Origin of the sequence: Pararoseomonas baculiformis (assembly GCF_017813395.1) — a bacterium.
Classification (GTDB): domain Bacteria; phylum Pseudomonadota; class Alphaproteobacteria; order Acetobacterales; family Acetobacteraceae; genus Roseomonas; species Roseomonas baculiformis.
This window is the reverse complement of record NZ_JAGIZB010000038.1, coordinates 1-24,024: the sequence shown is the minus strand read 5'-3', so window position 1 is coordinate 24,024 and position 24,024 is coordinate 1. Positions and strand designations below refer to the sequence as shown.

The following is a 24,024-nucleotide window of genomic DNA, read 5'->3' as shown; positions in this document are numbered from 1 at the left end:
ACGTCCAACTCAGACCAGGAATGCCCGTCGAAGCACAAATCCAGGTCGGCGAACGATCCTTCCTCCGCTACATGATCCAACCTCTCCTCGACAGCTTCCACAGAGCCTTCAGAGAACAGTAGGAAACCAGGAATGCCGGATACCCAGACCCTCTTCGCCGATGGCGTTATCGAAGCCTCGGTCCGGCACGGCGTGGCACGGCTGAAGCTGGCCGTGCAGGATGGAAGCGGCACGCCCTCCCCGACTGGCATGCTGGTCGTGCCGCTGGCCCAGCTTCCGGCCATGGCCGGGGCGATCACCCGCCTGCTGCGCGAGGTCGAGGCCAAGGCCCGCGAGAGCCAGGGACAGAATCAGGCGGCGAATGTCGCTCCCGTCGAGTCGCCGGAGCCCGCGGCGGCCTTCCGCTTCCAGGGCTGAAGCGGCGAGGCGTCAGGCCGGCATGCCCCTGGCGGAGAGGCCGGGCGCGAAGGAGAATGCGCCCATGCGCCAACTCCGCTGCCTCGCGATCCTTGCATCCTTTCTCGCCGGCCCAGCCCTGGCGCAACCCGCGCGCGACTGGGCCGCCGCGCCGGGGCCCGCGCCGGGCCCGGCACGCAGCATCGGCAACACCTCCCTGGGCTGCGTCCAGGGCGCCGAGATGCTGCCAGCGGAGGGCCCGGGCTGGCAGGCGGTTCGGCTTTCCCGCAACCGCAACTGGGGGCATCCGGTCCTTATCACCGCGATCCGAGACCTGGCTGGCCGCACGAAGCGCGCCGGGCTGCCGGATCTGTGGATCGGTGATCTCGGCCAGCCGCGCGGCGGACCGCTTCCCTTCGGCCATGCCAGCCACCAGGCCGGGCTGGATGTGGATATCTGGCTCGATCTCTCACCCAAGCCTCTGGTTCCTTCCCGCGCCCGGGAATCCATCCCCGAGCAATCCCTCGTCCTCCCGGACCAGAGCATGGCCGATCCAAGCCGATTCACCCCGGCCCATGCCCGGCTGATCCGGATGGCGGCGGAACTGCCGGGCGTGGACCGGATCTTCGTGAATCACGGGATCAAGCGCAGCCTCTGCGCGGCCCATGCAGGCGAACCCTGGCTGCGCATGGTGCGCCCCTGGCGGGGGCATGACAGCCACATGCACATCCGCCTGCGCTGCCCGGCCGACAGCCCCGAATGCCGTAACCAGCCGCCTGTGCCAGCGGGCGATGGCTGTGACGCGGGGCTGGATTGGTGGCTTTCGCCGGAAGCCCGGACGCCATCACCCCGCACTGCTCCGCCCGGGCCGCCGCCGCGCCTGCCGGCGTCCTGCACGGGTATTTTTTCAACACGATAGGCGGCGGCCTTCAGTCCCAACCCCGGAAGGCGTCCCTGATCCGGCGCAGGCCCGTGGGGGCGACGAGGATCACGTCGAAGCGCATCCCTGCCGAACCATGGCCGGGATGGGCGGTGAGCCAGGCTTCCGCGGCGGCCATGATGCGGGCCTTCTGCCGGGGGGACAGGGCGAAGGCCGCTTCCTCCAGGCTCGGGCGCGCCTTCACCTCGATGAAAGCCAGCAGCCCCTCTCGCTCCGCCACGAGGTCCAGTTCGCCGAGGGCAGTCCGGGCACGCCGGTCCAGCACGACCCAGCCACGAGCCTCCAACGCCGTCACGGCGCGGCTCTCGGCATGGGCGCCGAGGTGCTCCGCCGCGCGTCGTGCTTCCGATTTGAGTCGCGTGTCCATGCTACGAGAATAGCCTACGAAACGCTGGAGTCGGTCATGCGCCCGATCATCGCCGCCTTCCTCGCCCTGTTCGCCATCCCCGCCCTCGGGCAAACCACCGGCGCGCCCGCGGCGCAGCGCCAGATGGTGGCGGCCGCGCATCCCCTGGCGGCAGAGGCGGGGATGGAAGTGCTCCGCCGCGGCGGATCGGCGGTCGATGCGGCGGTGGCGGTGCAGGCCGTGCTCACCCTGGTGGAACCGCAGTCCAGCGGAATCGGCGGCGGCGCCCTGCTGCTGCACTGGGACCAGGCAGCCGGCGCCGTCACAGCCTTCGACGGGCGGGAAACCGCTCCGGCGGCGGTTCGCCCCGGCCTGTTCCTCCGGCCGGAAGGCACGCCCCTGCCCTTCTATGAGGCAGTGCTGTCCGGCCGGAGCGTCGGCGTGCCCGGGGCCGTCGCCATGCTCGAGATGGCGCATCGCCGCCACGGCAAGCTGCCCTGGGACAGCCTTTGGGAACGCGCCATCGCATTGGCCGAGGGCGGCTTCCCCGTCTCGGAGAAGCTGGCGGCGGCCATCGCATCCGATGAGGCGCGCCTGGCCCGGCATCCCAGCACCCGCGAATACTTCCTGCGCGGGGGCGACCAGCCGCTCAAGGCGGGCGAGCAGCTCCGCAACCCCGCCCTGGCGGAGAGCTTCCGCCTCATCGCCCGGCAGGGTGCCGCGGCGATGCTGCGCGGGCCGCTCGCCGCCTCCATCGCCAGTGCCGTGCGCGGGCATGGCGAGGGCGGGCTGATGACGGTTGATGACCTGGCAGCCTATGTCGCGAAGGAGCGGCAGCCCCTCTGCCAGCCCTATCGCAGCTTCCGCGTCTGCGGCTTCCCGCCGCCTTCCTCGGGTGGTGTGGCGGTCGGGCAGATCCTGGGCATCCTTGAGCATTTCGACATGCCCCGCCTGGATCCGCAGGGGGCCGAGGCGGCCCATCTGATCGCCGAAGCCGGCCGCCTCGCCTTCGCCGATCGGGCGCAATATCTGGCGGATTCGGATTTCGTCCCCGTTCCGGTGCGCGGGCTGCTCGACCCGACCTACCTCACCCTGCGCGCCCAGCTGGTTCTACCGGGCCGCAGCATCGCCGAGCCCAGGGCCGGCAACCCGCGCTGGCGCGAGGCGGTGCGGCACGCGCCGATGCCGGAGGCGGTGGAGAACGGCACCAGCCACGCCTCGATCGTCGATGCCTCGGGCAACGCCGTCTCGATCACCATGACGGTCGAGGACACCTTCGGGGCGCGGCTCATGGTGGACGGCTTCATCCTCAACAACGAGCTGACGGACTTCTCCTTCCGGCCCGACCTGGATGGCAGGCCCATCGCCAACCGGGTCCAGGGCGGCAAGCGGCCTCGCTCCTCAATGTCCCCCAGCCTCGTCTTCGACGCGGAGGGCAAGCTCCTGGCCGTGGTCGGCTCGCCCGGGGGCGCCCGGATCATCGGCTATGTCGCCCAGGCGCTCGTTGCCATGCTCGACTGGAACCTGCCGCCCCAGGAGGCTGTCTCCCTCCCCCATGTCGGTACGACCGGCAGCACGGTGGAGTTGGAGGAGGGCACGCCCGCCGCCGCGCTGGCGCCCGCGCTGCAGGCCCGGGGCCAGCGGGTGGAGATCCGGCCCATGACTTCGGGCCTGCAGGCCATTCGCATCACCCCGGGCGGCCTTGCCGGGGGGGCGGATCCGAGGCGCGAAGGCACCGTGATCGGCGATTGATCCCCAACCCTCCTCGCCGCCATGCGCTATGCGGCTGAAACCCGGAGATAGTCCCATGCGCCCCGCTGCCCTTGCCCTCCTCGCCGCCACGGCGCTGGCCGGCCCTGCCTCGGCGGCCGACGAAACCTCGCAGATCGGCTATGTGAACACGGCCCTCACCAATCTCGGTCTCACGCGCAGTCATCGCGTGGTGGTCGAGCGCTTCGAGGACCCCGAGGTGCGGAACGTCGCCTGCTACATCGCCCAGGCCCGGACGGGCGGCATCTCCGGCATGGTCGGCGTGGCGGAGGATCCGGCCCGGTTCTCCCTCTCCTGCACCGCGACCGGCCCGGTCGAGATCCTGCCCGGCGCGGCGCGCGGCGAGAGGGGTGAGGTGGTGCATGAAAGCTCCACCAGCCTGTTCTTCAAGGAAACGCGGGTTCACCGCTTCCTCGATGCGCAGAGGAACGTGGTGGTCTATCTCGCCTGGTCCACCAAGCTGGTGGACGGGTCGCCCTTCAGCGCCATGGCCGTGGTGCCGGCCTCCGTCTCTCCCGCAGGCGCCCAGCCAGCGGGGCGCTAGGGGCCGCGCGGCCCGGGCCGCGCAGCCTGCTCAGGCGGCGGCGCGCTGCCCCTCGAAGCCATCCCGCCCTTCCTCCACCGCATGGCACGCCACAAGCGTCTCGGGCGTTCCGCGCGCTGCCAGAAGCGCGGGCCGCTCTGCCCGGCAGCGGCCATTCGCCAGCGGGCAGCGCGGGTTGAAGGTGCAGCCGGAGGGCGGGTTGATTGGGCTCGGCACCTCGCCGCCGACGGGCTGGCGCTCCTTCCCGGCCATGTCCAGGTCCGGGATCGCCTCCATCAGGGCGCGCGTATAGGGATGGCGCGGCGTTGTGAAGAGCGTCTCGGCGGGCGCGGATTCCACGATCCGGCCGAGATACATCACCCCGACGCGGTCGCTCACCTGCCGCACGACCGCCAGGTTGTGGCTGATGAAGAGGTAGGTCAGCCCGAGCTTCCGCTGGAGGTCCTTCATCAGGTTCAGGATCTGCGCCTGCACCGAGACATCGAGCGCCGAGGTCGGCTCGTCGCAGACCAGGAATTCCGGGTTCGAGGACAGAGCGCGCGCGATGGAGATGCGCTGGCGCTGGCCGCCGGAGAACTCATGCGGGAAGCGGCTTCCATCGGCGGCCGAAAGGCCGACCTGCTGAAGAAGCGCCCCCACCTTCTCCCGAAGGGCAGCGCCGCCATTCGCGATCCCGAAGGCGCGGATCGGCTCCCCGATGATGTCCGCCACCCGCCAGCGCGGGTTCAGGCTGGCATAGGGATCCTGGAAAATCATCTGCATGCGCCGGCGCTGCGCGACGGATTTCCGGGCCTCGCCCAGATCCTGCCCCTCGAACAGCGCCTGCCCGGCAGAGGGCTCGTAGAGGCCGACCGCGAGCCGGGCCACGGTGGATTTCCCGCAGCCACTCTCGCCGACCAGGGACATGGTCGTTCCCGGCGGGATGGCGAAGGAGACGCCGTCCACCGCTCGCAAGGTGCGCCGGCCTTCCCGCGCAAGGAGGCGCTGGAGCGCGGGGCGGGACACGTCGAAATGGCGGCTGAGCTCGCGCGCCTCGAAGATCGGGACGGTTTCAGACATGGGCACGCTCCCGCGGCGCATGGCTGTCGAAGAGCCAGCAGGCCGCCCGGGTCTCGTTCGCCGGAAGAAGCTCCGGCCGCTCGACCTTGCAGCGGTCGAAGACATGCGGGCAGCGCGGGTTATAGGCGCAGCCCTGGGGAATGGCGGTCAGGCGCGGCATGGCGCCGTCGATCTGCGGGAGATGCTCCACCCGGTGCGAAAGCGGAGGGATGGAGGCCATCAGCCCGGCCGAATACGGGTGGGACGCCGCCTTCACCACCGAACGCACGGGGCCGATCTCGGCCACACGCCCGGCATACATCACGGCCACCCGGTCCGCCGTCTCGGCGATCACGCCCATGTCGTGGGTGATGAGCATCACGGAGGTGCCCTTCTCCCGCGTCAGGCGCTTGAGCAGGGCGATCACCTGGGCCTGGATCGAGACGTCTAGCGCCGTGGTGGGCTCGTCCGCCACCACCATCTCCGGCTCGGCGCAAAGGGCGAGCGCGATCACCACGCGCTGGCGCATCCCTCCGGAGAACTGGTGCGGATAGGCGTCCACGCGCTCCGCCGCGGCGGGGATGCCTACCGCTTCCAGCCATCCGACCGCCCGCCGCCGCGCCTCGGCGGCGTCGATGTCGAGATGCGTCTGCATGGTCTCGGTAAGCTGGCGGCCCACGGTGTAGAGCGGGTTCAGCGTGGTCAGCGGGTCCTGGAAGATAGCCCCGATCCGCTTGCCCCGGATCCGGCGCATCTCGCGCGGCGGCAGGTTGTCGATCCGCTCGCCCCGGAGAAGGATGGAGCCGCCGGCCACGCGCCCGGGCGGTTCCAGCAGCCCGATGATGGCCGCGCCTGTCATGGACTTGCCGGCGCCCGACTCACCTACCACGCCCAGCACCTCGCCGGGGGCGATATCGAACGAAACCTTGTCCAGCGCGCGAAGCGTGCCGCGGCGCGTGGGGAACTCGACGACGAGGTCGCGGACCTCGAGAAGCGGGGAAGTCATCGCAGCCTCGGGTTCAGGGCGTCGCGCAGCCAGTCGCCCAGCAGGTTCACCGAGAGCACCATCGCCACCAGCGCCAGGCCAGGGAAGATCGCGATCCACCACTCCCCGCTGAACAGGAAGTCGTTGCCGATGCGGATGAGGGTGCCGAGGGAGGGCTGGGTCGGCGGCACGCCGACGCCGAGGAAGGAAAGCGTCGCCTCCGAAAGGATGGCGAGGCCAAGATTGAGGGTGGCGAGCACGAGCAGCGGCCCGAGGACATTGGGCAGCACATGGGTGAGCATGATCCGGGGCGGCGAGACGCCGATCACCCGGGCGGCCAGCACATACTCCTTGTTCCGCTCAACCAGCGCGGAGCCGCGCACGGTGCGGGCGAACTTCGGCCATTCGGAGATACCGATCGCGACGATGACGACATAGACGGCGATCTGGTCATGCAGCTCGCGCGGCAAGGCGGCACGGGCCACGCCATCCACCAGCAGCGCCACCAGGATGCTGGGAAAGGTGAGCTGGATGTCGGCGATGCGCATCAGCACCGCGTCCGCGGCGCCGCCGGCATAGCCCGCGGTCAGCCCGACGAGCACGCCGAGCAACAGCGCGAAGGCCGTGGCCGAGACCCCGACCAGAAGGGACACCCGCGCGCCGTACATGATGGCCGAGAGCACGTCCCGGCCCTGGTCATCCGTGCCGAAGGGATGCGCCCAGGACCCCTCTTCCAGGAGGGCCGGGGGGTTGAACGCGTCCATCAGGTTCAGGCTGGCGAGGTCGAAGGGGTTGTAGGGGGCCAGGACCGGTGCCGCCACGGCGCCGACGATGCAGACCAGCGCGACGATAGCCGAGATGATGGCGGTGGGGGTCGTGCGGAAGGACCAGAACAGGTCGCTCCCCCAGAAGCGCGCGAGGGCTCCCATGGATCAGTGCCCCCGCCCGGCGCGAAGCCGGGGGTCAACGGCGTAGTAGAGCAGGTCCACGATGAGGTTGATGAGCACGAACACCGCCGCGATCAGGAGAAGATAGGCCGCCATCACCGGGATGTCGGCCGAGGAGACGGACTGGATGAAGAGCAGCCCCATGCCAGGCCATTGGAACACCGTCTCCGTCACGATGGAGAAGGCGATGATGGAGCCGAGCTGCAGGCCCACGATGGTGATCACAGGCACCAGCGTGTTGCGCAGGGCATGGCCGAAATGGATGGAGCGGTCCCGCAGCCCGCGGGCACGGGCGAACTTCACATAGTCCGAGCGCAGCACCTCCAGCATCTCCGAGCGGACGAGGCGCATGATGAGGGTGAGCTGAAACAGGCCGAGGGTGATGGAGGGCAGCACCAGCGCCTTCCAACCCGAGGCCGTGAGGAAGCCCGTGCTCCACCAGCCCAGCTGCACCGTGTCACCCCGCCCGAAGCTCGGCAGCCAGCCAAGCCAGACCGAGAAGACAAGGATCAGCAGGATCCCGATGAGGAAGGTGGGCAGGGAGACCCCCACCAGGCTGAAGGTGAGGAAGGCGCGGGAGAGCCAGGAGCGCCGGTACAGGCCGGTATAGACACCCATCGGCACGCCGACCGCGAGGGCGACCACCGAGGCGCAAAGCGCCAGCTCCAGCGTGGCGGGCGCCCTTTCCACAATCAGGTCCGCAACCGGGCGGGAAAGCCGGTAGGACAGGCCGAACTCGCCCCTCAGGGCGTTGCCGATGAAGCGCAGGAACTGCACCCAGATCGGCTGGTCCAGCCCCAGCGCGGCCACCAGCGCGTCGCGCTGCTGGACCGAGAATTCCTGGCCCAGCATGGTCGCGATCGGGTCGCCAACGAAGGAGAACAGGCCAAAGGCGATCAGCGCCACGGCCAGCATGACCGGGATCGCCTGGAGGATGCGCGAGAGAATGAAAGCGAACACGGGTTCCGCCTAGCGGAGCAAAGCCGGGCCGTCCACCCGGGGAACGTCATCCAGATCCAGCATCCTCATCCTCCCATCCATCCTCATCGGTCCCGGTGCCCCTTTTGGCTTACATCGCGGTCGGGCCGCTGCGGCTCTGCCCTTCGGACGACCAGTCCCGGACGACGGTGAAGGCGACGGCGAGCAGCACGGGGCCGAGGAAAAGCCCCAGCAGCCCGAAGGCCAGCGCCCCGCCCAGCGCACCGAGAAGGGTGAGCAGCAGGGGAAGATCCGCGCCCCGGGCAATGAGCCAGGGCCGGATGAAGTTATCGACGGAGGAGATGCCGAAGGCACCGTAAAGGGCCATGAAGATGCCCCATCCCGTGCTGCCATTGGCCAGCAACCAGATGGAAGCCGGGATCCAGACCACGGGCGCCCCGATCGGCAGGATGGAAATCACCCCGGCGAGGATACCGAGCAGCGCCGGCTGCGGCACGCCCGAGAGCCAGAGGCCGAAGGTGGTCATGGCGCCCTGCACCACCGCCGTTCCGAGCAGCCCGTAGATCACGCCCCGTGTCACCGCGCCCGTCAGCACCACCAGCCGCCGCCCGCGACCGCCTGCGATCCGCTCGGCCATATGGTCGACCGCTTCGGCCAGGCGCGGCCCGTCCCGGAAGAAGAAAAAGGAGAGGAGGATCGCGATCAGCAGCTCCGCCACCCCCCCCACGATGGAGAGGAAAAGCCCCAGCGCGGCCTGCGCCAGTCCGCCCGCATAGGGGCGCAACACGCTGAACAGGTTCCCGACCCCAAGGTCGAAGGCGGCGAGCCGTTCCTCGATGAAGGGACCAACTATGGGGATGCGGCCCATGGCCGTGACCAGGGCAGGCAGGCCATCGGTGAAGAAGTTCTGCACGGCGTGGCGAAGCCCGTCGATCTCCTCACGGCTCGTCGGGGCGGCCAGCGCCAGCGGCAGCCCGACCACGAGCAGCAGCACCACCACCATCACCCCCGCCGCCCAGCCCGGGCGGAGCCCCACCCGGTCGGTCAGCAGCCGGTAGGCCGGCCAGGTGGTGAAGGCGAGGATGGCCGCCCAGAGCAGCGCCGAGAGAAAGGGCCGCAGCACCAGGAAGCAGCCGGTCAGAAGAGCGACCAGGGCCGCCACGCCGATCAGGCGGATTACGAACTGCTTGTCGTCCGACATGGTGGTCTCCGGAGCCCGGGGGAGGGCCTGCCGCCGGACACTGCCGTGGCATTATCATTCGAGTGGGGCGATAGCGCCATCATCCGCCTGCGGAATAGAAGCTCCCGCGGATTTGGGCGAGATGCCGAATCGCCCTATCCTGCCCAGCCGGGGCCGCCGGAGGGTTTGGCACCGGGGAGATGGCCGCATGCCGCGCTTTGCCGCGAATGTCTCGATGCTCTTCGCGGAATACCCTTTCCTCGAGCGTTTCGCCCGTGCGCGGGCCGCTGGCTTCGCCGGGGTGGAGATCCTGTTCCCCTATGACCACCCGCCCCAGGAGATCCGGGCGCGGCTGGAGGATAGCGGCCTGCAGCTCGTGCTCTTCAACGCGGCGCCAGGTGACCGGGAGAGGGGCGAGCGCGGCTTGGCCGCCCTGCCCGGCCGCGAGGCCGAGTTCCGGGACGCCATGGCGCGTGCCCTGGACCTCGCCGGCACGCTGGGCTGCCCGCGGCTGCATGTGATGGCCGGCATCGCGCCGCCCGGGACGCCGCGCGAAACCTTGCTGGCGACCTATGCGGCCAATCTTGCCTGGGCGGCGGAGCGCTGCGCGGCACAGGGCGTGAAGCCGCTGATCGAGCCGATCAACCACCGGGACATCCCGGACTACGTGCTGAACACCACCAGCCAGGCCGCGGCCATCATCCGGGCGATCGGGCCGGAAAGGCTGGGGCTTCAGTTCGATCTCTACCATGCGCAGGTGACCGAGGGCGATATCACCCGCCGCTTCGAGGCGCTGCTGCCCCTCATTACCCATGCGCAGGTCGCGGACACACCGGGCCGCCACGAGCCCGGCACGGGCGAGGTGAGCTGGCCCTATGTTTTCGACCGTATGGACGCCATGGGCTATCGCGGGTGGATCGGCTGCGAGTACAGGCCCGTTGAGGGCACGGAAGCCGGGCTGGGCTGGTTTGCCCGCTACAACGCGCAACGCATCAGTGGAACATGAGGAAGCGACACGCATGAAGATCGGGTTCATCGGCCTCGGCATCATGGGGCGCCCCATGGCGCTCAACCTGAAGAAGGCCGGGCATGACCTGTTCGTGCCGGAGCGCGCGAGCCTCACGGATGAGATCCGTGCGGCCGCGACGGTGCTTCCCTCCCCGGCGGAGGTGGCGAAGGCCGCCGAGGTGGTGATCCTCATCGTCCCCGATACCCCCGATGTGGAAGCCGTCCTGTTCGGCGAAGGAGCCGTGGCCGAGGCGCTGAAGCCGGGCACGCTGGTGATCGACATGTCCTCGATCAGCCCGACCGCCACGAAGGACTTCGCCGCCCGCATCAACGCCAAGGGCTGCGACTACCTGGACGCCCCGGTTTCCGGCGGCGAGGTCGGCGCCCGGAACGCGGCGCTGACCGTCATGGTCGGCGGGCCCGAGGAGGCCTTCCAACGCGCCCTGCCCCTGTTCCAGGCGATGGGCAAGAACATCACCCTGGTCGGCGGGAATGGCGCGGGGCAGACCACGAAGGTGGCGAACCAGATCATCGTGGCCCTGAACATCGAGGCGGTGGCCGAAGCCCTGGTCTTCGCCAGCAAGGCAGGCGCTGACCCGGCCAAGGTGCGGGAGGCGCTGATGGGCGGCTTTGCTTCCTCGCGCATTCTTGAGGTGCATGCGGAGCGGATGATCAAGCGGACCTTCGACCCCGGGTTCCGGATCGTTCTTCACCAGAAGGATCTCAACCTTGCGTTGCAGTCAGCGCGTGAGATCGGCGTTTCCTTGCCGCATACTGCCTCCGCCCAGCAGCTTTTCTCGGCGGTTTCGGCGGAAGGTGGTGCGCAGAAAGACCACTCGGCGTTGGTTCAGGCACTGGAACGACTTGCATCGCACGAAATTGGATGAACAGTGGCGCAGACTGTGCAATGCAATGTATGGTTGCACTGCGCAGGATAGAGGCGCATTTAAGAGCAAGTGTCCAGCGGGGTGAGATTTCACCCCCTGGAAAGCGGCTGGGATGGATGCCGTCATGACTGAAAGACCTGCTATGCGCTTCGCCGACATCGGCCAGCAGTTGAGGGCTTACCGCCTGGAATCCGGCCTTCGGGCCGAGGAGATCGCCGCACGGCTAGGCGTCTCCCGCGCGGCCCTCTACCGCTACGAGAAGGGCGAGGTCATCAAGCTGGACACGATCCGGCGCCTGGCCGAGTTGCTCAAGATCTCGCCGCTCTCGCTGCTCGGCATCGGGGTGGAATACTTCTCGCGCCCGCTGGCACTGCAGGAGCGGCTCCGGCAGGTGGAGGAGGACGCCGAGCAGATCCTCCAGCTCGGCGGGTCGCTCTGCACCCTCGTGACGACCGATGCCTATGATGCGGCTCTGACCGACGCCCTGACCGAGGCGGCGGACCAGGCGCCGGAGCGGCTCGCCTTCCATGCGGCCGCGGAACAGACCCTGGGCCTGCTGCACGCGCGCAAGCGGGCCTACCAGTCGCGGCGCCCGTCCATCATCGCCATGGTCAGCGAGCAGGCGCTCCGTTCCTTCCTGATCGACGGTGTCGCCCCGGCGCTGCGGATTTCGGAGCGCACGCGCCAGCGCTGCCGCTCCGCCGCACGGGCCGAGCTGGAGAACATCGCCTCGCTGATGGACAGCGTGCCCATGGGCCTGCAGATCGGCCTTCTGACGGATTCCGAGCCGACCGGCGCTTTCGTCGTGCTCCGCGCCCGGGACCGGGCGCATCTCTGCGCGAACCCCTTCATGCCGGACAGCCCCCCGCTGGGCGCTATTGGCGTCGGAACGATCACGGCAGCCGACGAAGCGGTCACCATCCACCAGCGCGTGGCGGAAACCGCCTGGCGCGAGGCGCGCAAGGGTGCGGAAGCCGCGGCGCGCGTGCGCCTCCTGCTCGCAGAGACGCGGGTGCACTGAGGGTTTCTCAACCCTCTTCGCCCGCCTCCAGCTCCAGATAGGCCTCGAGGATCTCCGGATCCTCCGTGCGCCGCGTGGCGAAGCCAATCGCGCGCACGAAGCGCAGCATGCCCGTGTTATCGGCGAGAACCTGGCCGGAGATGCGCCGCAGGCCCCGGCCGCGTCCCCATTCGACCAGCCGGCTCATCATCTGCCGCGCCAGGCCGCCGCGCTTCCAGTCGGTCCCGACGAGGATGGCGAACTCCCCTCCCCCATCCGTGTCCAGCACCAGCCGGGCGGTGGCCGCTATCCGGGAGCCGTCCATGGCGGCGAAGGCCATCTCCCGGTCGTAGTCGATCTGGGTCAGCCGCACGATCTGCGCGGGCGGCAGCTCGCGAAGGCGGTTGAAGAAGCGGTACCGCAGGTCCTCGGGGCTGGCATTGCGGACGAAATCCGCCACGGCCTCGGCGTCCTCGGGACGGATAGGGCGCACGAGGAGGCACCGTCCGTCCCGCGTCGTGAAGGGCCGCGCCAATTCCGCCGGATAGGGCGGAATGGCGAGGAAGCCGCGCACTCCATCCGGACGGAGGGCCAGATCGGCGTCCAGCGCCAGTATCTCATCCCCCTCGGCCCGCAGCGGGTTCAGGGTGAGGGAGGCGATCTCCGGAAAATCCACCGCCAGCTGCGACAGGGCAACGAGCGCCTCGGCCAGCCTCTCGCGGGAGACGGGCGGATGGTCCCGCCAGCCATCCAGGAGGCGCGAGACACGCGTGCGCCCGATCATGCTCAGGGCGAGCACACGGTTCAGCGGCGGAAGGTCATGGGCTTCGTCGCCTTCCAGCCCCGCGGCCGTGCCACCCCGGCCGAAGCCGATCCAGGGGCCGAACATCGGGTCATCGGCCAGACGGAGCCGGAACTCGCGGGCGGGCCGTGACTGGCGCTGAACCATCCAGCCCCTCGGGCAGATCCCGGGGCGGGCGGCCCCGAGCCGCGCCGCCATGCCGGCGGCCACGGCGCGCAGCGCCGCCTCATCGGCGATGCCCAGGGCCACCCCGCCCACCTCGGTCTTCGCCGGCAGCTCGGGACACAGCACCTTGAGCACGACCGGCCAGCCCAGCTCGGCCGCCGCCACCACCGCCTGATCCACCGTGGCGGCCGTCCGATGCGCGACGACAGGAATCCCGTAGGCCGCGAGGACGGCCAGGGCCTCCGCCTCGTCCAGTAGCAGGCGCCCGGCTGCGCGGGCTTCCCTGAACAGGGCCGCCACCCGCGCGCGGTCCGGAGTGACCTCCAGCACCTGGCTCGGCGGCAGCTCGGCGGCTGCGGCGCGGTTCCGCCGGTCCTGTGCAAGATGAAGGGCACCCCGGACCGCCGCCTCCGGCGTCGCGAACACGGCCACGCCACGCTCGGCCAGCATGCGCCGCTGCGCGCCGGCGGTCGCCAGGCCAAGCCAGGCGGAGAGGACCGGCGCAGCCCGCCCCCCCTTGCCTGATGCCGCCGCGGCGGCGGCGAGTGCTTCCGCCGCCAGGGCGGGATCTTCCTCCGGCGCCGGCGCGTGGATCACCACCACGGAATCCACCTCCGGCAGGGCCGACAGAAGCGCGGCGGCCTCGGCGAGCCGGTGCCCCTGCCCCATGGGCAGCGCGATCGGATTGTTCCCCGACCAACCCGGCAGGGCGAGGTCGAGCATGCCCCGCGCCGCGGGCGAAAGGCTGGCCAGGCGGGCCCCGCCCCGCGAGGCGGCATCGGCGGCCATCTGCCCCGGTCCTAGCCCGTTGGACAGGACGGCGAGCCGGTTGCCCCTCGCCCCATCTGGCCCCGGACGTGGGGAGGGCTTCACCCGGGCCAGGGTCTCGGCGGCGGAGAGCAGGTCTTCCAGCCCCTGCACGCGCAGCACGCCCGCGCGGCGAAGGGCCGCGCCCATCACCGCATCCTCATCCCCGCGCCCGGCATGTCCGGGCCGCTGCGCCACCACCGGGCGGCTGCGGGCCGCCGCACGGGCGGAGGAGATGAAGCGCCGCCGGTCCTTGATCCGCCGGAGGTCGAGCAGGATGGCGCCGGTCGTCGCATCCCGCGCCAGCCAGTCCAGCCCGCCCGCGAAGCCGTAATCGGCATTGGTCCCGATCCCGGCGATGAGGGAGAAGCCCACCGCTTCGCCCTCGGCCCAGTCGATCACCGCCCGGGCCAGGGCGGAGGACTGGCAGAGCAGGGCCAGCCGGCCCGGCCGTGGCGAGATGTGGGAGAGAGAGGCGTTGAGGCCGAGCGGCGGGATGCAGAGGCCGAAGCTGCGCTCGCCGAGTGCCCGCACGCCCGTGCGTGCGCAGATCCCGGCGAGCCCCGGGGCGGGGCCAGTCACGATGGCGGCGAAGCAGCCCCGCGCCGCCAGGGCGGCCATTGCCGGCTCCAGCGCCTCCGGCGGAAGGGAGAGCACGGCCAGGTCCGGGGCAGCGGCCAGGGCCTGCAGGTCGTCCGCATGCTCCAGCCCCGGCCAGGCCGGTCCGACCGCATGCAGGGATCCGCGGAACCCGCCCGAGGCAAGGTTGCGGGCGAGGATGGCGGAGGGCGGCAGGGCCGGATCCGCCATCAGCGCCACGCGGCGAGGGGCGAAGAGCGCCGTGTCGCGAAAGCCGGGCGCCAGGCCGTGGCCGGAGATCGAGACCGGCAGGGCCATCGGCGCGCCTGCCTCAGCCGCCGGTCAGGGCGCGCTTCGCGGCCTCGGCGAGGAAGCCGCTGGCGGTGGGCAGTACCCGGTCGTCGAAGTCATAGTTCGGGTGGTGAAGCTCGCGCCCACCATCCGTCGGGCCGTTGCCGATCCAAACGAAGGCGCCCGGCACGTTCTGCAGGAAGACGGAGAAGTCCTCGCCGGTCATGGCGGCGGCCATGTCCCGGCGCAGGGGGGCGACGGCCGCCGCGGCATCCGCCGCAAGGTCGCGCTCGGCCGGGTGGTTGATGGTCGCGTCCACCCCGCCCAGCACCTCGGAGCGGGCCTTCACCTGGAAGGTCTCGGACAGGCCCCGCGCCACGCGGGCCAGCCCATCCTCGATCATCTGGCCGGTCTCGGGCCGCAGGAAGCGCATGGAGCCGCGGATGGTTACCTTTGCGGCGATCTGGTTCCAGGCCTCGCCGCCCTCAATGGTGGTGAGGCTCACCACGGCCGAGTCGAGCGGGTCGAGGTTGCGGGCGACGATGGATTGGCAGGCCACGATCGCATGGCCCGCTGCCACGATGGGATCATGGGTCAGGTGCGGCAGGGCGGCATGCCCGGCATGGCCCTCGATCTCGATCAGGAAGCGGCGCCCGGCCGCCATCACCGGCCCCTCATGCACCGCGATGGTGCCGACGGGCAGGCCCGGCCAGTTGTGCCAGCCGAAGATGCGGTCCATGGGGAAGCGTTGGAACAGCCCATCCTCCACCATGGCCTTTGCGCCGCCCCCGCCTTCCTCCGCGGGCTGGAAGACGAGGCGGACCGTGCCGGACCAGCTTTCGTCCCGCAGCAGCAGTGCCGCGGCGCCGAGAAGCGCGGTCGTGTGGCCGTCATGGCCACAGGCATGCATCACGCCTGGCCGGGTGCTGCGATAGGGCAGCTCCGTGCTGGCCTCCTGGATCGGCAGCGCATCCATGTCGGCCCGGAGGCCGACGCTCCGGTTGCCGCCTCCGCGGCGAAGGGTCGCGACCACGCCGTGGCCGCCGATGCCTGTTTCGACCTCGGTAACGCCAAGTTCACGCAAACGTTCCGCGACGAATCGTGCAGTTGGCCCTTCTTCCTTTGTGACGTCCGGGTTCGCGTGGAGGTGGCGGCGCCAACGCGTGAGTGTCTCGGCGAGGTTCTCATCCATGGATTGAGGAGTTAGCCCTTCCCTTGCCTTCTCTCCACCCCGTAGTTGTGCTGATTCTCCCGCTTCTTCTCGGAACCGCCTGGGCGCAGCCCGCCGGCGCCCCGGTGCCTGCCCCCGGCGCGGAGGACCCCCGCCCCTCGGCCGCGCCGAACCCTGACGATGCGGACGGGCCTGTCCTTCCCTACGAGGTGACCGTCGCCCCCACGGGCAGCGGACAGCTGGACGACGCGATCGAGACGGTTTCGGTCCTGCGGCGGCTGCGGGAGAACGCCCCGACCAGCGCCGAGGGGCTCGTGGCGCGGGCCCTGCAGGACCTGGAAAACATCCGCAAGGCGCTTCGCTCGGAAGGCTATTACGCAGGAACGCCGCGCGTCACCATTGCCGGTGAGCCGCCGAACGCGCCGCAGCTGGCACAGCGGCTGCAGGCGCGCGGGCCTGGTCCGGTACCCGTGGTCATCGGGGCGGAAGCCGGTCCCCTCTACCGCATCGCCAGCGTCACGACCCGCCCCTCCGTCGAGGATGAGGACATATCCGAGGCGGGCGAAGTGGCGGGCCTGGGTCCCGGCGATCCCGCCCGCGCCGCGGCCGTGAACGAAGCCCAGGAAACCCTGGTGACCCGGTTGCGCGAGGCCGGCCGGCCCTTTGCCGGCGTGCCGCGCCGGGAAATCACGGTGGATCACGACGCGCGCAACATGGAGGTGGTCTACTTCGTCCAGCCAGGCCCAAGGGCCCGCTTCGCCCAGCCTGCCGTGGAGGGATCGGAGAATGTGGACCCCGCCCTGCTGCGCCGCGCCTCCGGCGTGCTGGCCGGGGAGGTCTACAGCCCGCAGGAGCTGGACCGGGTCCGCCGGGATGTGCTGGCGCTCGGCGTGTTCGGCACGGTTCGCGCCCGGGTCGGCGAGCGGCTGGATCCCGATGGCCGCCTGCCCGTCACCTTCCTCGTCTCCGAACGGCCGTTCCGGGCCATCGGCGGCACCGCCGCCTACGAGACGCGCTATGGTCCGACCCTGCGCGCCTACTGGGAGCACCGGAACCTTTTCGGGGCGGCCGAACGCCTGCGGCTTGAGGGCGAGGTGTCCCGCACCACGCAGCGCGGCGTGAGCGACACGGGCTACCGCGTCTCCGCCAATCTCCGCCAGCCCTGGTTCGCCGGGCTCAACGCGACGGCGGTGACCGACATCACGATCCTTCGGGAGCGGTTGCTGGCCTATGACCGCGATGCGATCACGGCGGGCTTCTCGCTGGAGCGGAAGATCGATCCGCGGGTCACCCTTTCGGCCGGCATCACGGGCGAGGTCGGCAACACCTCGGAACTGGACCTGGACCTGCGCTACACATTGCTCTCCCTTCCGCTCGGCGCGCGTTTCGACGGCACGGACAACGTGCTCGACCCCTCCCGCGGCTACCGCGCGAACCTGCTCATCGCTCCCACCATTTCCCTCGGGGATGCCAGCTCGACCTTCGTACGTGTCCGCGGCACCGGCAGCGCCTATTTCGACCTGAGCGGCGACAAGGGCAGCATCCTCGCGCTGCGCGCCGGCTTCGGCACCCTGGCCGGGGCCGAGGCGGGGCAGGTTCCGCCGCATCTGCGCTTCTATGCCGGCGGTGGCGGCTCGGTGCGCGGCTATGACTTCCAGAGCATCGGGCCGCGGCGGCGCGACCAATCTCCGCGCGGCGGCCTCTCCCTGCTGGAGGCCGGCATAGAGCTCCGGCAGCGCATCACAGGGCCCTATGGCGTCGCCCTCTTCATGGATGCCGGCAGCGTCGGCGAGAGCGCGGCCTCCGGCTTCGGGGACCTGCGGATCGGCGCCGGCGTCGGATTCCGCTACGCCACGGCCATCGGGCCGATCCGCGCCGACTTCGCCGTGCCCCTGTCCAAAGTGCCGGGCAGCTCCGGTTACGGGATCTATGTCGGCATCGGGCAGGCGTTCTGATGCGTTGGGTGAAGCGCACCATCAAGGCGATCCTCGGCCTCGTCGTCGTGGTCCCCGTGCTGCTCCTGCTCAGCAGCTGGACGGCGCTGAGTGCCCCCGGGCACGACTGGCTCGCGCGGCTTGCCATGAACCTTGTTCCAGGGCTGCAGATCGAGAATCTGCATGGCCGGCTCCCATTCGCGCCGCGCATTGGCCGTGCCGTCCTGTCGGACAGCCAGGGACCCTATCTGGTCCTGGAGGATGTCGCGCTGGATCTCAGCCTGCTCCGCCTCGCTTCGGGTGAGCTCCGGGTCTCGAATCTGACCGCGGAGCGGGTCGTCTTCAGCCGCCTGCCCGTGGCGGATCCCGACGCCCCTGCCCCCGCCCGGGAATCCGGGTCGCTGCTCCCGCAACTGCCGCAGCTGCCCGTGACGGTGGCGCTGGAAAAGGCCGCCTTCCCGAGAATCGAATTGGGGGCGGCGGTAGCGGGCTCTGCCGCCACCCTTTCGCTCGAAGTGGGCGGGAGACTGGGCGATGACGGCGTCTTTCTTGGCGTCAAGGGGCGGCGGCTCGATGCGCCGGGCGCCTTGGACCTTGACCTTGCCCTGGCGCCTGGTGACCGGGTCAAGATCGACCTCGCCTATGATGAGCCGAGCGGCGGCTTGGTCGCGGCCCTTCTTGGGCGGCCGGAACAAACGATTCAGCTCCGCGTGGCGCTGGATGGGCCCGCATCGGGGGCCGCGCTCACTGTCTCGGCCGATATGGGCGACACGGCGCGGGTCCAAGCGAGTGGAACGCTCAGCCTGCCTGCGGAGGGTGGCGTGGGGCTGGAGGCCACGGGCGAGGCGGCTCTTGGCGGCTTCCTGCCCGCCCCGGTCTCGGCACTCCGCTTCGACATCCGCACCAGCCCGGCCGAAGGCGGGGCGACCCGGATCGAAAGGGCTCAGGTGGAGACCGCCGTCGGAACGATCCAGGCACAGGGGCTTGTGGGCAACTCACTGGACGTGACCTTCGACGCCCGCCTCGGCGATTCCACCTCGCTCGGTGACCTGGTCCCGGCCAGTGTCGGCTGGGGCGCGATCGAGGCGCGGGGCGCGGTGACCGGCACGAATGCCGCCCCCGAGCTGCGCCTGGAGGCCACGGTCCGCGACCCGCGCCTGCCCGAGCCGGCGCCGGGCTTGCTGGGCCCAGCGCCCACTCTTCTCCTGCGCGCCAACCAGCAGCGCGTCCATGAGCTGGTGGTGAACGGGCGGGCGCTCAACATCCGTGCCGAGGGCGCCTATGGCGAGATTCTCGACCTGACCGTGAACGCGGCACTTTCCGCCCAGGACATCCCAAATGTGCCGGTCCAGGGACAGCTTGAGGCTCAGGCCCGGATCACCGGCCCGAGGGCCGACCCGGCGGTGGCGCTGACCGCCACCTCCCCGGCCCTCGAAGCCTATGGCCGCCGCTTCGAGGCAATCCGCCTTGAGGCATCGCTGCCCCGTGCCACGGTGCCGGCCGGGAACCTCACCCTGAATGCCCGGCTCCAGGGCCTTCCGCTGGCGGTGGAGGCCCGTGCCGCGCAGGAAGGCGGAGAGCTGCGCGTCGAGACCCTTCGCGCCTCTCTCGGCCCCGCGCGGGTGGAGGCGAGCGGGCGGGTCGATCTCGCCAGCTTCCTCGCCGAGGCGGAACTGAGGCTGGAGGCGCCGAACCTTGCGCCGCTGAGCCCGGTCGCCGGCACCCCGCTCGGCGGCGGGCTGCGGGTGGAGGCGAAGCTGTCGCCCCAGGGCGAGGGCGAGGCGCGGCGACAGGGGATCGTAGCGGAGATCCGCGCGAATGATCTGCGCGCGGCGGGGCAGACCATCAACGGCACCGTCAATGCAAGCGGCACGGATGCGTCGCTGGACGTGCGGGGCGACCTGCGCGCCCTGGACGGCCGCGCGACGCTGCGCGCGCGCCTCGCCCTCGATCAGCCGGATAAGCGGATCGAGCTTTCCGCGCTGGATGTGCAGCGCCAGGCGCTCGGCATCCGCCTCTCGGCCCCGGCAACCGTGGTGATTGGCGCCGATGGCGGCATCTCCACCCCGGGCCTGTCACTGCAGGGCCGCCCGGGCGGCACGCTGCGGATCGTGGGCCGCTGGGGCCCGGAGAACGCTGATCTGCGCGCCACCATCGGCAGCCTGCCCCTTTCGATCGTCAACATCTTCGTCCCTGACCCGCCGCTGAGCGGCACCATCGCCGGCGAGGTCCGGCTTTCCGGGCCCGTGGCGCGGCCGGCCATCGAAGGGGAGCTGCGCGGGACCGGCATACGGTCCGGTGCGCCATGGGCGCGGGGCCTGCCGGAGGGCTCGCTCCAGGCTACGGCGCGGATGCGCGGAGACGCGGTGGAGGCCCGCGCCGAGTTCCGCGTGGGCCCTGCCCTTCGCCTGAACCTGGAGGCGCGGGTGCCGAGCGACTTCACCGGGCCGATCAGCGGGACCCTGCGCGGGACCACCGATATCGGCGTGCTCGCCGCACCCTTCCTGCTGGGTGGCGCGAGCCGCGTGGCCGGCACGGTGGCGATCGATGCGCGCGCGAGCGGGACAGTGGCGGAGCCGCAGATATCAGGCACGGCCCGGCTCTCAGGCGGGCTCTACCGGAACCTGGAATACGGCCTTGCGCTGCGCAACATCCAGGGCACGATCCGGGGAGATATGGACCGGATCGTGGTGGAGAGCATCACCGCGCAGGCCGGGCCGGGCACGCTCCGCGCCCAGGGCGAGATCCGCCCCTTCGCGGAGGGCCAGCCCGTGGACATCCGGGTGAGCGGGCAGAATCTCCAGCCTGTCTCCTCCGACCTGCTGCGCGGCGCCTTCGACGCCGATCTGCGACTCACTGGCTCGGTCGGCGACGGAATGCGGCTCGCCGGGGCTGTGACCGTGCGTAACGCCACGATTGGGATCGCCGAGGGACTCCCAGGCGGCGTGGCCGAGATCGGGGAGGTGCGTGAGGTCGGGCGCGGTGCGCCGGCGCCCCGCCCGGGAACGGTCGCGGCCCGGCGCCGCGCGGGCCGTCAGCCCGCCCCGGCCGCGGCGAACCCCGCTGCGCCGCCGCTCGCGCTGGACATCACCGTCCGCGCACCGGGCCAGGTCTATCTGCGCGGCCGCGGCCTGGACGCCGAACTGGCAGGTGAGGTGCGGATCAGGGGCACGATCTCCGACCCCGAGGCCACCGGCGCGCTCCGCCTGCGGCGCGGCACCCTGACCGTGCTCGACCGACGCCTGACCTTCCAGCGCGGCGTGCTGACGTTCCAGGGCGACATTACCTCTCCGGATATCGATCTGCTGGCGACATCCCGGGCGGGCAGCACGACGATCAATGTCACGGTCACCGGCACGCCCGCCGCGCCGAAGATCGAGTTCAGCTCTTCCCCGGAGTTGCCGCAGGACGAGGTGCTTGCGCAGCTTCTCTTCAACCGGCCGACGGACCGACTCTCGCCTTTCCAGATCGCGCAGCTGGCCCGCGTGCTCTCCGGGGCCGTTTCGGGGGGGCAGGAGGATCCTGTGTCCGGGCTGCTCGGACGGGTCAGCCGTACCCTCGGGCTGGACCGGCTGGGCATCGGAACCGGGGCCGGCGGCACGCCCGGGATCGAGGCCGGCGGCTATCTGGGCCAGGGGATCTACCTCAACGTCGATCCGGGCACGACCAATGGCACGCCGCGCGTGGGGGTGGAGATCGAGCTGACACCGAGGCTGAAGCTGGAGAGCGGTGCCGGCGCGGACAGCCAGGGTCTCGGTCTTACCTACGAGTACGAGTACTGACGCCGGCGGCACTGCCGCGGCGGGCGCCGCCGGATGTTTCCGAGGTGGATGGGGCCTGGCCGGGTATTCCGGTCAGGCCCCGTATTGGATAGGATCCCCCCATCGCGGATCGCCGGCCGCGCAGCGCGCCGCCAAGCCGGGAGGGTCATCCGATCACGCCGGTTCCGCTGCCGGCGCAGCGGCCCTCCCGCGACCGGGACAGCCTCTAGAGAGACAGGGAGAGGAGGAGCCGAATGCGCGCCTTCGACGGACAGTTCAGCGACAACAAGCCCATCCGGCGCAACATGGACGAGAAGCGCCGCCTTCTCGCGGAGCTGGAGCAGACGCTGGCTGGCATGAAGCCGCACACCTCTCCGAGCCTGCGCGAGAGCATCAAGGGCCGGATTATGGAGCTGCGTGCCGAGATCGGCGGGGCCAAGCGCTAGCCAGGCCTGTGAAGGGCGGCCCCGCATCCGGTGGGATGCGGGGCCGTTCTTGTTTCAGCCCGCCAGCTCGGCCAGGAGCCGCGCATGGCTGCGGGCGCCGTGCATGAGGCTGGCCCAGTCGAACTTCTCGTTCGGGCTGTGCACCTGGTCGTCATCCAGCCCGAAGCCGACCAGGACGCTGTCCAAGCCGAGGATACGACGGAAGCTTTCGACAACGGGAATGGAACCGCCGGAGCCGATCAGCACGGCCGGGCGGCCGTATTCGGCCGCGAGGGCCCGCTGTGCCGCCGCCACTTCGGGGCTGTCCTCCGGCACCACGACCGGAGCCGCGGTGCTGAAGCGCTGGATCTCCGCCCGGGCATCGGCCGGAAGCCGGGACCGCACGAATTCCTCCAGAGAATCCAGCACGGCGTTCGGATCCTGATCGCCCACGAGGCGGAAGGAGACCTTCGCATGCGCCTCCGCCGCGATCACCGTCTTCGCGCCCGGCCCGGCATAGCCGCCCCATATGCCGTTCACGTCGCAGGTCGGGCGAGCCCATTGGCGAACCAGCGGCTTCAGCCCCCGCTCCCCGGCAGGAACGGATAGACCAATATCCCCGAGGAAGCGCTTCTCGTCGAAGCCGAGCGAATCCCAGGCCGCATCGAGGTTGCCGCCGATCTCGGGCACGCCGTCATAGAAGCCGGGCAGCTGGATCCGGCCATCCGCATCCGTCAGCTCCGCGAGGATCTTCGCGAGGAGGTTGATCGGGTTTAGCGCCATGCCGCCATAAAGGCCGGAATGGAGGTCGCGCGAGGCCGCGAAGATGTCGATCTGCGCATAGGCCATGCCGCGCAGCCGGGCGGAGATCGCCGGGGTCTTGGGGTCCCACATATTCGTGTCGCTGACGATGACGGCACGGGCCTGGCGCAGCTCCGCCGCGTGCTCTTGCAAGAAGGCGTCGAGGCTCGGGCTGCCGATCTCCTCTTCACCCTCTACCAGCACGCGGATCGCTGTGGGCGGGCCCCCAGCCACCTCGTGCCAAGCGCGCATGGCGGCCAGCCAGGTCATCACCTGCCCTTTGTCATCGACCGCGCCCCGAGCGACGGTGACCGGGCCGTTCCGCCCCTCCTTCATGGTCGGCTCGAAGGGCGGGGAGGTCCAGAGATCGAAGGGCTCGGCCGGCTGGACGTCGTAGTGGCCGTAGTAGAGCAGCGGCACCGTCCCGGTGCCTGGGCCGGGATGGTGGGCGACCACGGCTGGATGCCCCTTCGTCTCGCGCAGCTCGGCCGTGAAGCCAATCGCCTTCAACTCGCTGACCAGCCACTCACCCGCGAGCCGGCAGTCCCCGGCGTGCTGCGGCTGGGCGCTAACGCTGGGGATGCGGAGAAACTCGAAATAGCGGGTGCGGATCTCCGCCTCGGCGGCATTGATCCGGGCGATCACCTGGGAGAGGTGGTCCATCAGGCATCATCTCCGGTGTCCGGGGTCAGCCCGGCCGACCGGATCCCGGCAACTGCGGCCGCTTCGTCCTTGTCCGAAAGGTCACCGGAGATGCCGACTGCTCCGAGGATGGTGCCTTGTGAGTCGCGGATCAGGACCCCGCCTGGAACGGGCACGGCAGCCCCGCCGGCCAGGTCAGAAAATGCGTTCATGAAGCCAGGCATGCCCTGGGAGCGGCGAGCCAACTCGCGGCCGCCAAAGCCGAGCCCCATGGCTCCGAAAGCCTTGCCATGCGCGATGGCCGGCCGGAGCAGGCTGCAGCCATCTTCCTTCAGTACCACTTTCAACTGCCCCGCCGAATCCAGGACGACGACTGTGAGCGGCGCGAGATTAAGGCGCCGCCCCTCCTCGAGCGATGCGGTTGCTATACGCTGTGCCTGGTCCAGCGTGACGCCGTGCTGGAAACCGATAGGGGGATTGGGCATGGACGCCGCCGCTCCGAGGTTGTTCGGAGCGGTTCTATGCTGTCTGGCGTTTCAGGCAAGCACACAAGGAAAAACCCCGTTCCCTTGTTGGAGGGGACGGGGTTTTTGGATGCGGGGACAGGATTTGAACCTGTGACCTTCAGGTTATGAGCCTGACGAGCTACCGGGCTGCTCCACCCCG

The 24,024-nt window shown here is 70.4% G+C and carries 20 protein-coding genes; 10 read left to right on the top strand and 10 right to left on the bottom strand.

The window, feature by feature from the left end:
• Positions 1–132: 132 nt before the first annotated feature.
• Positions 133–417 carry a hypothetical protein gene (locus J8J14_RS22360; RefSeq protein WP_209381765.1) on the top strand — a complete coding sequence of 95 codons (285 nt, stop codon included), beginning with the start codon at positions 133–135 and terminating at the stop codon, positions 415–417.
• A 64-nt stretch (positions 418–481) separates the two neighbouring features.
• Positions 482–1,315, top strand: coding sequence for a penicillin-insensitive murein endopeptidase (mepA, locus tag J8J14_RS22355; protein WP_209381764.1), 834 nt, complete (start codon positions 482–484; stop codon positions 1,313–1,315).
• Positions 1,316–1,325: 10 nt separating this feature from the next.
• Here the strand turns inward: mepA and J8J14_RS22350 are convergent, their stop codons facing one another.
• A complete protein-coding gene (locus tag J8J14_RS22350; protein WP_209381763.1) occupies positions 1,326–1,703 on the bottom strand; it encodes a YraN family protein in 378 nt (125 codons plus the stop codon).
• 36 nt (positions 1,704–1,739) lie between these two features.
• On the opposite strand from J8J14_RS22350, the gene ggt reads away from it, so the two are divergent.
• Both ggt and J8J14_RS22340 read left to right on the top strand, forming a co-directional pair.
• Positions 1,740–3,434 (top strand): gamma-glutamyltransferase, encoded by a 1,695-nt coding sequence (gene ggt / locus J8J14_RS22345; RefSeq protein WP_209381762.1) that lies wholly within the window; start codon positions 1,740–1,742, stop codon positions 3,432–3,434.
• Between the two features lie 55 nt (positions 3,435–3,489).
• Positions 3,490–3,996: a CreA family protein gene (locus tag J8J14_RS22340; RefSeq protein WP_209381761.1), complete on the top strand. Its 507-nt coding sequence runs from the start codon at positions 3,490–3,492 to the stop codon at positions 3,994–3,996.
• A 30-nt stretch (positions 3,997–4,026) separates the two neighbouring features.
• On the opposite strand, the gene J8J14_RS22335 is transcribed toward J8J14_RS22340, so the two are convergent.
• The 5 genes from J8J14_RS22335 to J8J14_RS22315 all read right to left on the bottom strand — a co-directional run bounded on the left by J8J14_RS22335 (position 4,027) and on the right by J8J14_RS22315 (position 9,106).
• Entirely contained in the window at positions 4,027–5,055 is a 1,029-nt protein-coding gene (locus J8J14_RS22335; RefSeq protein WP_245216083.1) for an ABC transporter ATP-binding protein, read from the bottom strand.
• Positions 5,048–6,040, bottom strand: a complete 993-nt coding sequence (locus J8J14_RS22330; RefSeq protein ID WP_209381759.1) for an ABC transporter ATP-binding protein — start codon at positions 6,038–6,040, stop codon at positions 5,048–5,050. The genes J8J14_RS22335 and J8J14_RS22330 overlap by 8 nt, the downstream gene beginning before the upstream one ends.
• Positions 6,037–6,948, bottom strand: coding sequence for an ABC transporter permease (locus J8J14_RS22325; RefSeq protein ID WP_209381758.1), 912 nt, complete (start codon positions 6,946–6,948; stop codon positions 6,037–6,039). The genes J8J14_RS22330 and J8J14_RS22325 overlap by 4 nt, the downstream gene beginning before the upstream one ends.
• Before the next feature lie 3 nt (positions 6,949–6,951).
• A complete protein-coding gene (locus tag J8J14_RS22320) occupies positions 6,952–7,926 on the bottom strand; it encodes an ABC transporter permease (protein ID WP_209381757.1) in 975 nt (324 codons plus the stop codon).
• Positions 7,927–8,035: 109 nt separating this feature from the next.
• A complete protein-coding gene (locus J8J14_RS22315; RefSeq protein WP_209381756.1) occupies positions 8,036–9,106 on the bottom strand; it encodes an AI-2E family transporter in 1,071 nt (356 codons plus the stop codon).
• 187 nt (positions 9,107–9,293) lie between these two features.
• On the opposite strand from J8J14_RS22315, the gene otnI reads away from it, so the two are divergent.
• From otnI to J8J14_RS22300, 3 genes are all read left to right on the top strand, one after another.
• A complete protein-coding gene (gene otnI, locus J8J14_RS22310) occupies positions 9,294–10,091 on the top strand; it encodes a 2-oxo-tetronate isomerase (protein ID WP_245216082.1) in 798 nt (265 codons plus the stop codon).
• A 13-nt stretch (positions 10,092–10,104) separates the two neighbouring features.
• On the top strand, positions 10,105–10,980 hold the full coding sequence (locus J8J14_RS22305) for a 2-hydroxy-3-oxopropionate reductase (RefSeq protein ID WP_245216081.1): 876 nt from the start codon (positions 10,105–10,107) through the stop codon (positions 10,978–10,980).
• Positions 10,981–11,122: 142 nt separating this feature from the next.
• Positions 11,123–12,001 carry a helix-turn-helix domain-containing protein gene (locus tag J8J14_RS22300; protein WP_209381766.1) on the top strand — a complete coding sequence of 293 codons (879 nt, stop codon included), beginning with the start codon at positions 11,123–11,125 and terminating at the stop codon, positions 11,999–12,001.
• A 7-nt stretch (positions 12,002–12,008) separates the two neighbouring features.
• On the opposite strand, the gene J8J14_RS22295 is transcribed toward J8J14_RS22300, so the two are convergent.
• Together J8J14_RS22295 and J8J14_RS22290 are read right to left on the bottom strand one after the other, a co-directional pair.
• Positions 12,009–14,651: a bifunctional acetate--CoA ligase family protein/GNAT family N-acetyltransferase gene (locus J8J14_RS22295; protein ID WP_209381754.1), complete on the bottom strand. Its 2,643-nt coding sequence runs from the start codon at positions 14,649–14,651 to the stop codon at positions 12,009–12,011.
• A gap of 13 nt (positions 14,652–14,664) precedes the next feature.
• The gene (locus J8J14_RS22290) at positions 14,665–15,816 is read right to left on the bottom strand and encodes an amidohydrolase (RefSeq protein WP_209381753.1); all 1,152 of its coding nucleotides are present in this window, start codon (positions 15,814–15,816) and stop codon (positions 14,665–14,667) included.
• Between the two features lie 47 nt (positions 15,817–15,863).
• Between J8J14_RS22290 and J8J14_RS22285 the strand changes: the two genes are divergently transcribed.
• The 3 genes from J8J14_RS22285 (at position 15,864) to J8J14_RS22275 (ending at position 21,936) form a co-directional block, all read left to right on the top strand.
• A complete protein-coding gene (locus J8J14_RS22285) occupies positions 15,864–17,750 on the top strand; it encodes an autotransporter assembly complex protein TamA (RefSeq protein WP_209381752.1) in 1,887 nt (628 codons plus the stop codon).
• Positions 17,751–17,758: 8 nt separating this feature from the next.
• Positions 17,759–21,511: a translocation/assembly module TamB domain-containing protein gene (locus J8J14_RS25675; RefSeq protein WP_209381751.1), complete on the top strand. Its 3,753-nt coding sequence runs from the start codon at positions 17,759–17,761 to the stop codon at positions 21,509–21,511.
• Positions 21,512–21,744: 233 nt separating this feature from the next.
• Entirely contained in the window at positions 21,745–21,936 is a 192-nt protein-coding gene (locus J8J14_RS22275) for a hypothetical protein (protein ID WP_209381750.1), read from the top strand.
• Between the two features lie 54 nt (positions 21,937–21,990).
• Here the strand turns inward: J8J14_RS22275 and J8J14_RS22270 are convergent, their stop codons facing one another.
• Together J8J14_RS22270 and J8J14_RS22265 are read right to left on the bottom strand one after the other, a co-directional pair.
• Complete coding sequence (locus J8J14_RS22270) at positions 21,991–23,379, bottom strand: M20/M25/M40 family metallo-hydrolase (RefSeq protein WP_209381749.1); 1,389 nt, start codon at positions 23,377–23,379, stop codon at positions 21,991–21,993.
• Entirely contained in the window at positions 23,379–23,843 is a 465-nt protein-coding gene (locus J8J14_RS22265) for a GlcG/HbpS family heme-binding protein (protein ID WP_209381748.1), read from the bottom strand. Before J8J14_RS22265 ends, J8J14_RS22270 begins: the two co-directional genes overlap by 1 nt.
• Positions 23,844–24,024: the final 181 nt, after the last annotated feature.